The organism is Kribbella italica (genome assembly GCF_014205135.1).
Lineage (GTDB): Bacteria > Actinomycetota > Actinomycetes > Propionibacteriales > Kribbellaceae > Kribbella > Kribbella italica.
On the sequence record NZ_JACHMY010000001.1, the window covers coordinates 7,190,880 to 7,204,861 of the forward strand.

General features: G+C 69.2%; 13 protein-coding genes. 5 read left to right on the forward strand and 8 right to left on the reverse strand.

The annotated features are described in order from the left end of the window. Window positions 1-48: 48 nt before the first annotated feature. The 5 genes from HDA39_RS33580 to HDA39_RS33600 all read right to left on the reverse strand — a co-directional run bounded on the left by HDA39_RS33580 (window position 49) and on the right by HDA39_RS33600 (window position 5,656). On the reverse strand, window positions 49-1,890 hold the full coding sequence (locus HDA39_RS33580) for a CheR family methyltransferase (protein WP_184802087.1): 1,842 nt from the start codon (window positions 1,888-1,890) through the stop codon (window positions 49-51). Between the two features lie 9 nt (window positions 1,891-1,899). Then, window positions 1,900-2,700, reverse strand: coding sequence for an ATP-binding protein (locus HDA39_RS33585; protein WP_184802089.1), 801 nt, complete (start codon window positions 2,698-2,700; stop codon window positions 1,900-1,902). Beyond that, window positions 2,687-3,691: a chemotaxis protein CheB gene (locus HDA39_RS33590; protein ID WP_184802090.1), complete on the reverse strand. Its 1,005-nt coding sequence runs from the start codon at window positions 3,689-3,691 to the stop codon at window positions 2,687-2,689. The genes HDA39_RS33585 and HDA39_RS33590 overlap by 14 nt, the downstream gene beginning before the upstream one ends. Before the next feature lie 58 nt (window positions 3,692-3,749). Then, window positions 3,750-4,139 (reverse strand): anti-sigma factor antagonist, encoded by a 390-nt coding sequence (locus tag HDA39_RS33595; RefSeq protein ID WP_184802092.1) that lies wholly within the window; start codon window positions 4,137-4,139, stop codon window positions 3,750-3,752. Between the two features lie 143 nt (window positions 4,140-4,282). Then, on the reverse strand, window positions 4,283-5,656 hold the full coding sequence (locus HDA39_RS33600; protein ID WP_184802094.1) for an LVIVD repeat-containing protein: 1,374 nt from the start codon (window positions 5,654-5,656) through the stop codon (window positions 4,283-4,285). Window positions 5,657-5,751: 95 nt separating this feature from the next. Here HDA39_RS33600 and HDA39_RS42740 point away from each other — a divergent pair, with 95 nt between their 5' ends. The 3 genes from HDA39_RS42740 to HDA39_RS33615 are packed head-to-tail and all read left to right on the forward strand — an operon-like array spanning window position 5,752 to window position 7,864. Continuing rightward, window positions 5,752-6,390: a DUF305 domain-containing protein gene (locus HDA39_RS42740; RefSeq protein WP_184802096.1), complete on the forward strand. Its 639-nt coding sequence runs from the start codon at window positions 5,752-5,754 to the stop codon at window positions 6,388-6,390. Further along, the gene (locus HDA39_RS33610; RefSeq protein ID WP_184802098.1) at window positions 6,390-7,130 is read left to right on the forward strand and encodes an SDR family oxidoreductase; all 741 of its coding nucleotides are present in this window, start codon (window positions 6,390-6,392) and stop codon (window positions 7,128-7,130) included. The genes HDA39_RS42740 and HDA39_RS33610 overlap by 1 nt, the downstream gene beginning before the upstream one ends. After that, on the forward strand, window positions 7,130-7,864 hold the full coding sequence (locus HDA39_RS33615; RefSeq protein ID WP_184802099.1) for a DNA alkylation repair protein: 735 nt from the start codon (window positions 7,130-7,132) through the stop codon (window positions 7,862-7,864). The genes HDA39_RS33610 and HDA39_RS33615 overlap by 1 nt, the downstream gene beginning before the upstream one ends. On the opposite strand, the gene HDA39_RS33620 is transcribed toward HDA39_RS33615, so the two are convergent. After that, window positions 7,806-8,621 carry a CPBP family glutamic-type intramembrane protease gene (locus HDA39_RS33620; RefSeq protein WP_184802101.1) on the reverse strand — a complete coding sequence of 272 codons (816 nt, stop codon included), beginning with the start codon at window positions 8,619-8,621 and terminating at the stop codon, window positions 7,806-7,808. The genes HDA39_RS33615 and HDA39_RS33620 overlap by 59 nt on opposite strands. 114 nt (window positions 8,622-8,735) lie before the next feature. On the opposite strand from HDA39_RS33620, the gene HDA39_RS33625 reads away from it, so the two are divergent. Further along, window positions 8,736-10,733 (forward strand): neutral/alkaline ceramidase, encoded by a 1,998-nt coding sequence (locus HDA39_RS33625; protein WP_184802103.1) that lies wholly within the window; start codon window positions 8,736-8,738, stop codon window positions 10,731-10,733. On the opposite strand, the gene HDA39_RS33630 is transcribed toward HDA39_RS33625, so the two are convergent. Beyond that, entirely contained in the window at window positions 10,720-12,219 is a 1,500-nt protein-coding gene (locus HDA39_RS33630; protein ID WP_184802105.1) for an MFS transporter, read from the reverse strand. The two genes, HDA39_RS33625 and HDA39_RS33630, sit on opposite strands and share 14 nt — an antisense overlap. Window positions 12,220-12,242: 23 nt before the next feature. Then, window positions 12,243-12,953 carry a hypothetical protein gene (locus HDA39_RS33635; protein WP_184802107.1) on the reverse strand — a complete coding sequence of 237 codons (711 nt, stop codon included), beginning with the start codon at window positions 12,951-12,953 and terminating at the stop codon, window positions 12,243-12,245. A 243-nt stretch (window positions 12,954-13,196) separates the two neighbouring features. Here HDA39_RS33635 and HDA39_RS33640 point away from each other — a divergent pair, with 243 nt between their 5' ends. After that, window positions 13,197-13,982, forward strand: a complete 786-nt coding sequence (locus HDA39_RS33640) for a DUF4397 domain-containing protein (RefSeq protein WP_337926010.1) — start codon at window positions 13,197-13,199, stop codon at window positions 13,980-13,982.

The window sequence follows — 13,982 nt, forward strand, 5'->3', positions numbered from 1 at the left end:
TGGTCCTTGCGCTTGCCCCCGTGGATTCATGCGCGGAGTCTAGGGTCTTCAGTTGCCCGGAGCTACGGTCTCCATCACCAGCAGTACGCCGCGCTGACCGCCGTCGGGGCCCAGCAGGGCGCTGCAGAGCAGGCGGACGGTGATCGACCGGCCGCGCCGGTTGACCGAGTCGATGCGTGCCTCGCGCGGTGTGCCAGCGGGTGCGAGCGCTGACCTCAGCAGCGGCCGGAGCACCTCCGACGGCAGCCCGACGTCCAGGTTGAGCAGGTGCCGACCTTCGGCCTCGTCCCGGCGTACGCCCCACAGCTCTTGGGCAGCCGCGTTCCAGGCCAGGACCTGCAGTTCGGTGTCGACGACGATCACTCCGGACGTGAACGCGGTCATCACCGCCTCGAGGAAGTCGTTCACGTCGTTCAGCTCGGTACTGCGCTCGCGGACCGCCTCGTTGATGATCTGCAGCTCGTCGTTGGTCGACTGCAGTTCCTCGTTCATCGTCTCGAGCTCTTCGTTGGTGGACTGGAGCTCCTCGTTCGTGGTCTCCAGTTCCTCCACCGTCGACTGCAGTTCCTCGTTGGTGGTCTCGAGCTCCTCGTTCGTCGACTGCAGCTCGGCGTTCGTGGTCTCCAGTTGGCGGTTGACCCGGTCGACCTCCAGCCGGAGCGCACGCGTGGTGCTGACGTCGTGGAACACCACCGAGATCCCGAGCAGTTCGGTGCCGTCCACCACCGGGTTCAGGTGCACCTCGAACCAGTGCGCGACCCCGCCCGGCCGGTTGTACTCGACCTCGGAGATCCTGATCGGCTTGCGCTCGGCCACGACCTGGTCGAGATGGCTGCGCAGCGACAGCGGCTGGTACGACACCTCCAGCTCGCGGATCGGTCGGCCCAGATCCCGCCGGGACAGGCCGAACAGCGTCGCGGCCTGGTCGCTCAGCAGCACCAGGTTGTCGTCGACACCGACCACCAGCTGGGCGATCGGGCTGGCCGCGAAGGCCTGCTCGTGGAGCCGGTCGGGCAGGCCGCTCGGCTCGGCCGGTTCGGACCCGGTGCGCCCGATCGGCGTCGACCGGTGGGCCAGCCGACGGAAGATCCGTTGTTTCAGGTCGACCGGCTCGAACAGGCGGCTCCGCCCGAGCAGCATCTCGGCCCGGCCCAGGAACAGCACGCCCCGAGGGACCAGCGCGAAGTGGAAACGGTTCAGCACCCGCTGCTGGGTCTCGGCGTTGAAGTACATCAGCGTGTTGCGGCACAGCAGCAGGTCGACCCGGGAGATCGGCGCGTCCTGGACCAGGTCGTTGCGGCCGAAGATCACCGTCCGGCGCAGGTCGGGACGGAACACGAGCCGGTCGCCGCGCTGCTCGAAGTACGCCGCCCGCTGCTCATCCGGGACGCCAGCCAGATCGCTGTCGCCGTACGACGCCTGCCGCGCCTGGGCGAGCGCCTCGTCGTCGACGTCGGTGGCGTAGATCTTCACCTGCTTGAGGTAGTTGTCGATCCCGAGCTCGTCGGCGAGCAGCATGGCCAGCGAGTACGGCTCCTGGCCGGTCGAGCAGCCGGTGCTCCAGATCCGCAGCGGGTCGCCCGGGCTGCGCTCGGCGAGCAGGGCCGGTACCACCTCGGTCCGCAGCCGGTCCCAGGCGTCGGTGTCGCGGAAGAAGCTGGTGACGTTGATCAGGATCGTGTTGAACAGCGCCGTGAACTCCTGCGGGTCGACCTGCAGTAGGTCGAGGTATGCTTGGTGGCTGGTGATCCCGACCTGGCTCATCCGGTGCTGGATCCGGCGCAACAGACTGCTGCGCTTGTAGCCGCCGAAGTCGAAACCGCGGGACTCGCGCAGGTAGGCGAGCAGATCCTCGAAGGCGTCGTCGGGCTCGGTTGGCTCATTCGTCACTTGGTCACGCTACTGCCCGTTTCGCCAGCGATTGTTGATCGCCGCCTTCGCGTCGGGTCCACGCAGCCGCAGTGTGGCCCAGACCACCTTGCCTCCGGTCGAGGTCGGGGTCGCGCCCCAGGCAGTCGCCAGCACCGTGACGATGCCGAGCCCGAGACCGTTCTCCCTGGTGGTGCTCGGTGGCCGGGGGACCGGGTACAGCGGGCTGTAATCGGTGACCGCGACGGTCAGCACCTCACGCCGCAGCTCGAGCCGCAGCTCGGCGTCGGTGCCGGCGTGCCGGACTACGTTGCCGACCAGCTCGGACACGATTGCTACCGCGTCCTCGACCACCTCCTCGCAGTGCCACAGCTCGCAGGTCGCGGCGACGAACCGGCGGGCGACGCCACCGCTGTGAGGGTCGTTGGCCAGCCGTAACCTTGTCAGCTGCCGGACCGGCGGCCGGCCGATCGAGGCGAGCGCGGTGGACAGGTTGCCGTACACCGGAAGGAAACGGGCGATCGTCCGCGCTTGCTGCTGGAACTCGCGAGTGTGGTCGTCGCCGACTACCAGGATCAGCGGTGTGCCCGACCAGTCGGCGGCCTGCCGGGCCACCGCCGCGAACAGGCTGAGCGTGACCGTCCGGGCCGGTAAGAGGTCCTTGAGCAGTACGACGACCGCGGACGGCTGGTCGGCCACGGCCTTCAGCAGGTATGCCCGCAGCTGCGGACCGGTCGCCACGTCCAGTACGCCGGTCGGCCGGATCACCGCCGCCTCGCCGACGGTGTGTTTCCAATCAGCAAGGCGCTCGGCCTGTTCATCCGTCGTCACCGTCCTTCGTCGCCTCGGGACCACCCGAGGTCAGTCGGGCCCGGATCAACCGAGCGGCCGCGTCCGTCTCCTGGCCCGAGGCCACGTATCGCTGAGCACGGTCCTCGTAGCCCCGGCCTCGAGCCGTGTCCTCCAGCTGCCGGGCCAGGGCGGTCTTCTCGTCGAGGGTCCGCAGCGCAATCCACAGTGCAGCCTGCATCCGATGGTCCGCTGTGGCAAGAAGAGCGTCCGCACTCCAGGCGTGCCCAGTCTGACAGCGGAATCCCTCGTGACCTCCGGCCGGTGCGGACAGCGGCCGGCCGCAGTCCGGACAGACCAGCCCGGCGGCCTGAGTCACCGACTCGGGCAACGATCCGAGTGCCTCCTGGTACCGCAGCATCGCGCCAGGTCCGTCCGACACCGCCAGCTCAACCGGTACGGCGAGGAGCCCGGCCAGCTGCTCCCCGATCGCGGCAGCGGACAGCACGTGGTCGGCACCGGCCGTGGCCAGGGCGCTGGCCGGCATGCCTCGGTACGCCGCGTCGTCGGGGTCCTGCACGATCGCCAGACCGCCGGCTGACCTGATGGCGGCCAGACCGGCAGCGCCGTCGTCCAGTACGCCGGACAGCACCACCCCGGCGACGAGCGGGCCACGGGCGAGTGCGGCGGACCGGAACAGGGCGTTGACGGCCGGCCGGTGACCGCTCTCGGTCGGGCCGTCGGACAGGACGGTGCAGTCACCTTCGACCAGCAGGTGGTGATCGGGCGGCGCGACGTACACATGCCCGGAGGTGATCGGCGTCCCGTGCTGAGCCGCCCCGGCCGGGAGCTGGCCGGCCTCGTCGAGGATCGAGCCGAGCACGCTGCTGCTGCCTGCGGGCAGGTGGAGGACGACGAGCACCGCGGCGGGCAGCTCGGCGGGCAGGCCGGAGACCAGGCTGCGCAACGCCTCGACGCCCCCGGCTGAGGCGCCGATGACCACCAGGTCCCGGACCGTGCCCGGCGGATTCATCGTGGGTGGCCGGCCGCCCTGTTCATCCCCAGGCGGCCCGTGCATCCCAGCGCAGTCATCACCCGTCGCCACCTTGGCGTTGGGCGTCCTCGACGGAGGCGAAGATCCGGAACTCCTGGCCCAGACCGGTAATCGTCAGCGGCCGGTCGACCGGCCGTCCGACGCCGACCAGTGCCAGTTCGATGCCGTACTGGCTCGCCAGCCGGCGGGCCTCGACCAGGTTGCCCAGCCCGGCCGAGCTGCAGAACGTCACCGCGGAGACGTCGATCAGCACACTGCGCGCCGGTGGCGCGATCGCCGCCCGGATCGACTCCGAGGCGAAGTCGGTGGTGGCGATGTCGATCTCACCGGACAGCTTGACCAGCACGACACCGGGGCGAAGCTCCTCGGTGACTGCGTCGAACGTGGTCCTGATCATCTCGCCGTCCTGGGAATCGGGCTGGCTCACGGCGGTCTCTCCCCCGGGCAGCCCCGCGAAACGCCGGTCGGTCCTGGCGTGGTGGGTGACAGCCCTGGGTGTCACCGTATGCCGGAAAGCTCCGGGGTCACAATGGTTGTACCGGCAGTGACCCCGGAGCGTGATGAAAGTGCTCAGCGCCAGAAGGCGGGCTGGGTCTGGACGTTCAGCTCCTTCAGCTTCACCCGTTCGGCGGAGTCGGTGCGCCGGTCCTTGATCTTGAAGACGTCGAACGCGGTCACCGACTCGGTGCCGTAGATCGCGCCGTTGTAGTAGTAGACCGACCAGTAGCCACCGAACGACGCCGGCTCGCGCGGCGGGCGGTCGAAGTAGCCGATCTCCTTCGGGTGCGCGGAGTCGGTGAAGTCCCAGACCGAGAAGCCGCCCTGGTACCAGGCCTGGACCATGATGTCGCGGCCCTTGACCGGGATCAGCGAGCCGTTGTGCGAGACACAGTTCTCGTTCGCGGCCTGGTGCCGGTCGATCTTGTAGTAGCTGCGGAACTTCAGCTTGCGGTGCTTGATGTCGAAGATCGCGGTGGCGCCCTTGTTCGGCCCGACCTCGGTGTTGCACTCCGCGCCGCCACCACCGCCGAGCTCGTCCATGAACACGACCTTGCTGCCGTCACCGTTGAAGGTGGCGCCGTGCCAGAAGGAGAAGTTCGTCGCGTCCTGGACCCGGTCGATCACCTTCGGCCGCTCCGGCCGCGAGATGTCCAGCAGTACGCCGTCACCCATGCACGCGGCGGCCGCGATGTTCTTGGCCGGGAACGCGGTGATGTCGTGGCAGCCGCTGGTCTCGTAGCCGGTCTCGCTGCCCGGGAACCCGCCGTCGGGGAACAGCACCGGCGAGGCCACCACGGCGGCCTGCTCGGGGTGCCGCAGCGGGACCTTGACGATGTCGATCCGGTCGTTCGGCGGCTGGCAGTCCGGGTACGTCGCGTTCGGGAAGTACGACGAGTTGTAGACGTAGACCGAGCGCTTCAGCTTGTCCGGGACCAGCGTGTGGGTGTGCGAGCCGCACTTGGTCTCCACGGCCGCGACGTAGCGCGGGTTGCGGGGATCCTTCACGTCGAAGATCTTGATCCCCTCCCACGACTCCTTGATCGTCGGCGACTGCGCGACGCTCTGGCAGGAGTCGTCGCTGCGGGACGAGTCGGTGCTCAGGAACAGCAGGCCGTCGTAGACGCTGATGTCGTTCTGGCTGCCCGGGCACGAGACCTGGCTGACCAGCGTCGGCTTGGCCGGGTTCGCGATGTCGTAGATGGCGAACCCCGAGTAGTTGCCGACGTACGCCGTCTTGCCGGCGAACGCGATGTCGGTGTTCACGCCGCCGGCCAGCGGGCCGGTCATCGGGGCGCTGGCCAGGTGCGTGATGTTGTCGCTCTTGGTCGCGCCGGTCTCCGGTGGCGCGGGCACCTCCGCGGAGGCGCCGCCGGCCAGGCCGGTCAGGCCGGCGATCAGGGCTGTGGCCAAGGTGAGACGGGCGAGCGTGCGTGGGCGGCGCATGCCGGTGTCCCTTCTGTTCGTGAATCGATCGATTGCCTCAGGGTAAGCGTGATACACACTGTGGGGAAGCGATTTGCCACGAAGAGTGAGGTGCTGTGAGGAACTTCGCCCCGCCACTGGTCGCCGTACTGGGGTTCGCCCTGGTGGGGTGCAGCTCGGCCCCGCCCGAGGCCGCTCCGGCGCCGACCTCGACGGTCCCTGTCATCGTGCCCGGGACCCCGGGCGGTCCGAATCGAACGCTTGCCACACTCCCGTCGTCGCCGGCCACGCCCGATCCCGACGACCTGACGTTCCTGAGCGACATGATGATCCACCACAGCCAGGCCCTGGTGATGGCCGACAAGGCCCGGACGGCCGCGGCGAACCCGCAGGTCAAGGCCCTGGCCGACCGGATCCGGGTCGGCCAGAAGCCGGAGATCGAGGCGATGCGGCAGCTGCTCACCGAGCGCGGCGGGAAGGCGCCCGAGCTGGAGCACGTCGAGCACTCCGACCACAGCGGCATGCCCGGGATGGCCACGCCGGCCGAGCTGGCCAAGCTGCTGAACTCCACCGGCAAGGCCTTCGACGTCGCCTTCCTGACCTTGATGATCAAGCATCATGAGGGCGCGGTGACGATGAGCGGTACGGCGATCGAGAAGGGCGCCGACCTGCGGATCGGTGAGCTCGCGCAGGACGTCAGCGTCACCCAGACCAAGGAGATCTCGACGATGCGCCGGCTGCAGAAGGAGTTGTGATGGGAGTCCTGGACGGCAAGGCCGCGCTGGTCACGGGTGGATCGCGCGGGATCGGCGCCGCGATCGTGCGCCGGCTGGCCGCCGACGGGGCCGCGGTCACCTTCACCTACGCGTCGTCCGGGCAGGCCGCCGACGAGGTGGTCGCCGCGGTCAAGGAGGCCGGCGGCCAGGCGTACGCCGTCCAGGCCGACCAGGCTGATCTCGATGCGCTGCCGGCCGTCTTCGAGGCCGCGGCCGAGCCGCTCGGCGGGCTGGACATCCTGGTCTGCAACGCGGGACGGGCGATGGCCAAGCCGATGGCCGAGGTCACGCCCGGCGACTTCGACGAGATGTTCGCGGTCAATCTCAAGGGCCCGTACTTCGCGATCAAGCACGCCGGCGAGGTGCTGCGCGACAACGGCCGGATCATCGCGCTGTCGACACTGAACACCAAGCTCCCCGGCCCCCGGATCTCCCTGTACGCCGCCAGCAAGGGCGCGCTCGAGCAGGTCACCAAGGTCGCGGCGCGCGAGCTCGGCGGCCGCGGGATCACCGTCAACGTGGTCTCGCCCGGCGCGACCGACACCGACATGTTCCGCGGGAACCCGCCGGAGGCCGTCGAGCGCGCGGCCGCGGGGGCCGCGCTCGGCCGGATCGGCGAGCCGGCCGACGTCGCCGACGTCGTCGCGTTCCTGGCCGGCCCCGACGCGCGCTGGCTCACCGGCCAGAACCTGGGTGCCACCGGCGGCCTGCTGATCTGATGCCGCCCCTGACCGTCGCCGGCCTGCTGGCGGACATCGACGCGGCCGCCGACGCCGGAACGGCGGCGATCCTGTCCCGCTACTTCCAGGTCAAGCCCGGCGGCTACGGCGAGGGCGACCTGATGATCGGCGTCAAACTCTCCACCCTGCGCGGCATCGTCAAGCCCTACGGGCGCGCGGACCTGCCGCTGCCGGAGCTCGAAGAGGCGCTCCAGAGCCCCGTCCACGAGCACCGCCTCGCCGTCCTCTGCCTGCTCGCCGACCGCGCCGACCGCGCGCTGAAACCCCGGACCGCGGACCCGGCGGAGGTCGCCGCGATCTTCGACCTCTACCTGCGCAACACCGAGCACATCAACAACTGGGACCTGGTCGACTGCAGCGCCGCCGAGATCGTCGGCGGCCACCTGCTCGACCGCCCCGGCGACATCCTGCACACCCTGATCCGCTCACCCCTGATCTGGGACCGCCGGATCGCGTTGGTCGCGACGCATCGCTTCATCCGCGCCGGCGACAGCACCGACATCTACGCGCTCGCCCCGCAGGTCCTCGACGACCCCGAAGACCTGATCCACAAGGCGTCGGGCTGGATGCTCCGCGAAGCCGGCAAACGCGTGTCTCCCGACGAACTGCTCGCCTTCCTCGACCAGTACGCCGCGAGAATGCCCCGCACGATGCTCAGCTACGCGCTCGAGCACTTCCCACCCGAGACCCGCAAGCACTACCGGAGCCTGTGAGCCGCCGGATCACCCGGAACGCGATAGTTGCCAAGAGCAAATACAACGGGATCAGCAGGATGGCGTCGGGGGACTCCAGGTGCATCGACCAGCCTGCGGAGCGGTCTTCGCCGTACAGGGTGAGGCGGTTGACGGTGAGGAAGGTCAGGTGGGTGCCGATCGCTGTCCAGAGGGAGTTGGTGGCGGTGCGGGCGGCGATGAGGGTGAAGCCGAAGACGGCGAGGAGGACCAGGTAGGAGATGGGGTCTTCGCCGGGTGGGGCCAGCCAGGGTTTGTGGGCGCCCAGGATCAGGGCGGACTCGATGACCGAGGACAGCGCGGGGGTCACCAGGAAGAAGGCCGTGGTGATGACGGCTGCCTGCCAGGGGCGTTGGGTCGTGCGGAGAGTGCTGTAGGTGTGGCCTCGGAGGGTCAGTTCTTCGGGGAAGGCCTCCAAGAGTACGGCGATGACGGCGTTGGTGATGAGGAACGTGGCGACCTGGCGAGGGTTGATGGGACCCCAGGTGAGCCAGCCGGCGAGGGTGGCCAAGCCGAAGGTCAGTGTGGCGCTGGCGGTGGTGACGGCGACGCCGATCAGGAACGGGCGGACGGGGTTGCCGGCCAGCGTCAGGCGGCGAGGGTCGCGCCACGGGCGGATGAGGGCGACGGCGATCAGGGTGCAGGCGAGGGCGGCGAGCCAGCTGTTGGGGACGAGAGTGGCTACGGCCAGGGCGAAGGCCATGGCCACGGCGCCGTAGGCCGCGCGGATCCAGGTCATGTGTACGAACGTACAGCACGAGTGTGTCAAAACGCCAAGGGGTTCACAGGGAGCGAGGGATCGCCTACTCTCCGGGGCAAAGGTGAAGGTTGCTCAGCTTTGAGGGGAGTGCCGATGGCCCGGTGGCGGAGTCTGGTGGTGGTGGGTGCGGTCATGGCCGCGGGTCTGGTGGTCAGCCAGCCGGCCCAGGCGGCGGAGCCGTACCTGGTGGGGAGCGGGATCTCCGACGTCACCGGGCCGGCGGCCGAGAACGGCATGATGGGGTACTCGAAGTTCGGGCAGAACACGACCGGGATCCATCAGCGGCTCCGCGCTCGGGCGTTCATCGCCGTCGATCAGGCGAGCCGGCAAAGAGTGGCCTACGTCAACGCCGATCTCGGGATGATCTTCCAGGCCCAGCGGGACGCCGTGCTGGCCAAGCTGCAGCAGCGGTACGGCGACCTGTACGGCGAACGCAACTTGTTGCTATCGGCAACTCACACGCACTCCGGACCCGGTGGCCAGTCGCACAACCTCGCGTACAACCTCTCGATCCTCGGTTTCCAGAAGCAGGCCTTCGACGCGACCGTGGACGGGATAGTCGAAGCGGTCGTCGAAGCGCACGACAACCTGCGGCCGGGCACCGTCAGCCTCGGTCGCAGCGAGCTGACCGATGCGAGCGTCAACCGCTCGCGCACGGCCTTCGACCAGAACCCGGCAGCCGACAGAGCGGCCTTCCCGCAGGCGATCGACCCCGCGGTGACCGTGCTCAGGTTCCAGCAGGGCGCGCGGGAGATCGGCGCGATCAACTGGTTCGCGACCCACCCGACCTCGATCACCAACGAGAACACGCTGATCTCCCCGGACAACAAGGGCTACGCCGCCTACCGCTGGGAGCACGATCTGAAAGGTGTCCGTTACCTCGATGACGACAGCACAGGGTTCGTTGCCGCGTTCCCCAACACCAACGCCGGCGACATGTCGCCCAACCTCAACCTCCGCCCCGGCTCCGGCCCGACCGAGGATCCGCTGACCAACGAGCAGATCATCGGCCGGCGGCAGCAGTCGGCGGCCCAGCAGGCGTACAACGGGCCGCGGGCAACCATTGCCGGGAGCATCGACGCCCGGATGCGATTTGTCGACATGTCGGCTGTTCAGGTCGACCCGCGCTACACGCCGGACGGTCAGCCGCACCGCACCTGCCCGGGCGTCGTCGGTGTCTCCACTCTGGCCGGCAGCGTCGAGGACGGTCCCGGCATCCCGATCATTCCCGAGGGCGTCACGAATCCGTTCTTCGAGCTGCTCAAGCCGTTCAACGTCGACGTCCCGCCGTGGCTGATCAGCTGCCAGTCACCGAAGGCGCCCGCGGTTCCGACCGGCCAGTTGCAAGCGACGCCGGACGTCGTGCCGATCCAGCTCGTCAAGCTCGGCCAGCTGCATCTGATCGCCGTCCCCGGTGAGGTGACGATCGTGTCCGGCCTCCGGCTCAGGAGGACGGTCGCCCAGGAACTCGGTGTCCCGCTCGAGAACGTGCTCGTGCAGGGTTACGCCAACGCCTACAGCCAGTACGTGACCACGCCGGAGGAGTACCAGCTGCAGCAGTACGAGGGTGGCTCGACGCTGTTCGGCAAGTACACGCTCCCGGCGTACCAGCAGGAGTTCGCGAAGCTCGCCACGGCGCTCAAGGAGAATCAGCCTGTCGCGCTGGGCGCGAGGCCGCCGAGGCCGATCACCGCCGAGCTGAACCTCCAGACCGGCGCCGTCCTCGACACGCCGCCGCTGTTCAAGTCGTTCGGTCAGGTGCTCACTGACGCCAAGCCGGCGTACCAGGTGAACCAAACCGTCACGGTCACCTTCGTCACCGGGCATCCTAAGAACAACCTGCACCGCAACGGGACCTTCCTGGAGGTGCAGAAGCTGAATGGTGGCCAGTGGCAACGAGTCGCCGACGACAGCGACTGGGACACCACCTACCGCTGGACCCGCGGCGGCATCGCGGACTCCAAGGCGACGATCACCTGGAAGGCCGGTGCCCCGGGCACCTACCGGATCGTCCACCACGGCGACGCGAAGGCGCTGACCGGCACGATCACGCCGTTCACCGGCACGTCCCGGACGTTCACCGTCGGGTAGGGCTGTTCGACAGCGGTGGCGACTGCAGCGCGCAGTGCCGGTGGGTCGTCACCGCTTCCGGCGTCGTACGGCGGGACGTGCGATCGCCGAGCGTCACCCAGGCCAGGACGGCGCCCGCCACGGCCAGCACGGCCGAGATCACCATCGCGGTCATGAAGCTGTTCTTGAACGACATCGGGTCCCGGTAGGAGTCGCCGGTGATCCCCGCCGCCAGCGGGATCGCCGCGACCGCCATCAGCTGGGCGGACCGGGCGACGGCGTTGTTGACGCCGGACGCGATCCCCGCGTGGTGGTCCTCGACCGAGTTGAGCACGGTCGCGGTCAGCGGAGCGACCGTGCAGACCAGGCCGATCCCGAGGACGACGACGCCCGGCAGTACGGCGGTGACGTACTCGACGCCCGGCTCGATCCGGCGCATCAGCAGGAACCCGCCGGCCATGAACACCGGGCCGACGGTCATCGGGATCCGCGCGCCGATCCGCTCGGACAGGCTGCCGGCGTACCCGGAGAGGGTCAGCATCAGCAGGGTCATCGGGAGTAGCGCGGCGCCGGCCGTCAGTGCGTCGTACTGGAGCACGGTCTGCAGGTAGACGACGAGCAGGAACGTGGCGGTGCCGAGTGCGCCGTACACGACGACGGTGACCAGATTGGCGCCGGTGAAGCGGACGTTGGCGAAGATGCCGGGTGGGAGCATCGGGTGCGAGCTGCGGCGCTCGACCTCGACGAAGGCCGCCAGGCTCACCACGCCGATGGCCAAGGCCGTCAGCACCATCGCGTCGCCGAAGCCTCGGTCGCCCGCGCTGATCAGGCCGTAGGTCAGTCCGGCGAGGCCGAGCGTGGCCAGCAGACCACCAGCGCCGTCGAGCTTGCCGGCCGTGGTCTCGTCGCGGCTCTCCGGGATGTGTCGCAGGGTGACCGCCACGGTGAGTGCGGCGATCGGCAGATTGAGCAGGAAGATCAGCCGCCACGAGCCGCTGTCGACCAGACCGCCGCCGACGAACGGACCGATCGCCGCGGCGACCGACGTGAGACCTGACCACGCGCCGACCGCCTTGGCGCGGTCGCTGGGCTGGAAGCTGGTCTGCAGGATCGCCAGGCTGCCCGGGGTCAGCAGTGCGCCGCCGATGCCTTGCAGGACACGGCCGGCGATCATCACCTCGAGGTTCGGCGCGGCGGCGCAGACGGCCGAGGCCACGGCGAACCAGACCACTCCGACCACGAACAGGCGGCGCCGTCCGAGCCGGTCGCCGAGCGAACCGCTCAGCAAGATCAGTGAAGCCAGCATCAGCATGTAGCCGTTGACGATCCACTGCAGACCGGAGATGCCGGCGTTCAGGTCCTCGCCCATGGCCGGCAGGGCGACGTTGACCACCGTGCCGTCCAGGAAGGCCATCCCTGAACCGAGGGCCGTGGCCGCCAGCACCCAGCGGGCGCGCGCCGTACCGAAGGCGATCCGATCGGGTGAACCAGCCTGCGCGTCGACCATACCGACAGGGTAGGGCTGACCGGTCAGGGCTGCATCGGCAGATCCAGCTGCAGTACGGCGAGCGCCCGGTCGGCCGGCAGACCCTGCTGGATCCCCAGCTCCGGCGGCTCACCCACGGCGCACCGCGTCTCCTTCAGCAGCGGGCAGATCGCGTTCAGCAGGCCACCGCCCGACACGGCGAGGTTCGTGGGCAGCGTGCCGTCTGTGGCGGCGGTGAGCGGGCTGATCGCGGCCAGGGCTCGCCCGGCGCGCGACGGCAGGCTCCGCGCGGACGAACCGCTCAGCCGATACGTCAGCTTCAGCTCGGTGGCCGGCGAGTCCAGTTGCAGGTCCCGCGCCGCCTTGACCTGGGTGTCGCGCACTGTGACGAGATCACCGTCGGCCACGACCTGCAGACTGATCACCTCGGGCTTGGTGCGGGCCATCAGACCCTGCAACCGCTCACCCGACTTCGGCAGTTGCAGCTGGATCGTGCTGGTCGGGGTGCGGAACATGACCTGTTCGGTCACGTCGAAACTGCCGTCACCCCGCGGTACGCCGGTGAGCCGGATCCCTGGCGCGGTGAGGCCAGGGCCTTCGCTGGCCGGTGGTGGTTGGACCTGCGCCGCCCCGCCACCCGCCGGCAGCTGGCCGGGACTGGGTGGAGTCGGCCCCGCCAGCTCGGCCGAGCACGCGGTCGTTGTGAGCAGCCCCACGATCAGCAGGGCGGTGGTCAGCTTTCTACGTCCGGACATGATGGATAGCCCCCAAGGGACCCGGCCACTTCCTCTGGTGGCCGGATCGACTTCCGCATACGATACGCCGGAATTGGCTTTGTCGGCATTCCCAGGGGTTAATTTTCGAGGGGGCAGGTAATGCGGGAGCGGAAAGTGTTCAGGCAATTTCGAACAGTTGCCATGACGCCTGAAAATGTGGCCGGACGTATTTCGAGAATTTCCGGTCCGCATTGTCGGAGGGTCGTTTCCCTGGCGGTCGCGGTGCTCGTCGCCGCGGTCCCGGCGGTGCTCGCCACCCAGGCCGAGGCGGCACCGGCCGGCATGCTGTACGTCGTCCAGGGGGTCCCCGGGCAGTCCGTCGACGTCCAGGTGGACGGCAAGGTCGTGGCGCGTGGGGTCGCCGCGGCCAAGGTGGTCGGGCCGTTCTCGGTCCCGGCCGGGCAGCGCCGGATCACTGCGGTGGCGGACGGAAAGACGCTGGTCGACCGTCAGGTCGCGGTCGGTGCCGGGAGTAATCAGGACGTGGTGATCCACCGGCCGGCCGCGCCGACCGGTACTCCGGTCATCACCAGTTACCCGAACAAGCTGAGCGCCGTACCGAAGGACAAGGCCGCGCTGCGGGTCGCGCACACGGCCGCGGTCGGGCCGGCTGACATTCGGGTGAACGGGAAGGTGCTGTTTGCCAACGTGGCGAACGGAGAATCACTCGACGTAGTCGTTCCGGCCGGAACGTACACCGTCGAGATCGTTCCCGCCGGGGCTTCCGGACCGGTCATTCTGGGGCCGGCGGAGCTGACCGTGAAGGCCGGCTACCTGACCCGGGTCTTCGCCGTCGGGGAACCGAACTCGAAGACGATGAACGTGGCGATCGGGACGGTCTGGCTGCCGAAGAGCGGATCGGGCAAGCCCGGCGTGGTCGACACCGGGACCGGTGGTCAGGCGGCGGCCCTGATGCAGCAACAGCCGTCGTCCCTGCCGTTGGTCGCGCTGGCGCTGCTGGCCGGGTGCGCCTTGCTGGTGACGGTCCGGAAGGCGGTCCGTCGCTGA

Excerpts from the sequence above, each read along its gene's own strand:
- HDA39_RS33590 (WP_184802090.1), bottom strand. The coding sequence starts at position 3,691 with ATGAATCCGCCGGGCACGGTCCGGGACCTGGTGGTCATCGGCGCCTCA.
- HDA39_RS33600 (WP_184802094.1), bottom strand. The coding sequence starts at position 5,656 with ATGCGCCGCCCACGCACGCTCGCCCGTCTCACCTTGGCCACAGCCCTG.
- HDA39_RS33610 (WP_184802098.1), top strand. The coding sequence starts at position 6,390 with ATGGGAGTCCTGGACGGCAAGGCCGCGCTGGTCACGGGTGGATCGCGC.
- HDA39_RS33615 (WP_184802099.1), top strand. The coding sequence starts at position 7,130 with ATGCCGCCCCTGACCGTCGCCGGCCTGCTGGCGGACATCGACGCGGCC.
- HDA39_RS33620 (WP_184802101.1), bottom strand. The coding sequence starts at position 8,621 with ATGACCTGGATCCGCGCGGCCTACGGCGCCGTGGCCATGGCCTTCGCC.
- HDA39_RS33625 (WP_184802103.1), top strand. The coding sequence starts at position 8,736 with ATGGCCCGGTGGCGGAGTCTGGTGGTGGTGGGTGCGGTCATGGCCGCG.
- HDA39_RS33630 (WP_184802105.1), bottom strand. The coding sequence starts at position 12,219 with ATGGTCGACGCGCAGGCTGGTTCACCCGATCGGATCGCCTTCGGTACG.
- HDA39_RS33635 (WP_184802107.1), bottom strand. The coding sequence starts at position 12,953 with ATGTCCGGACGTAGAAAGCTGACCACCGCCCTGCTGATCGTGGGGCTG.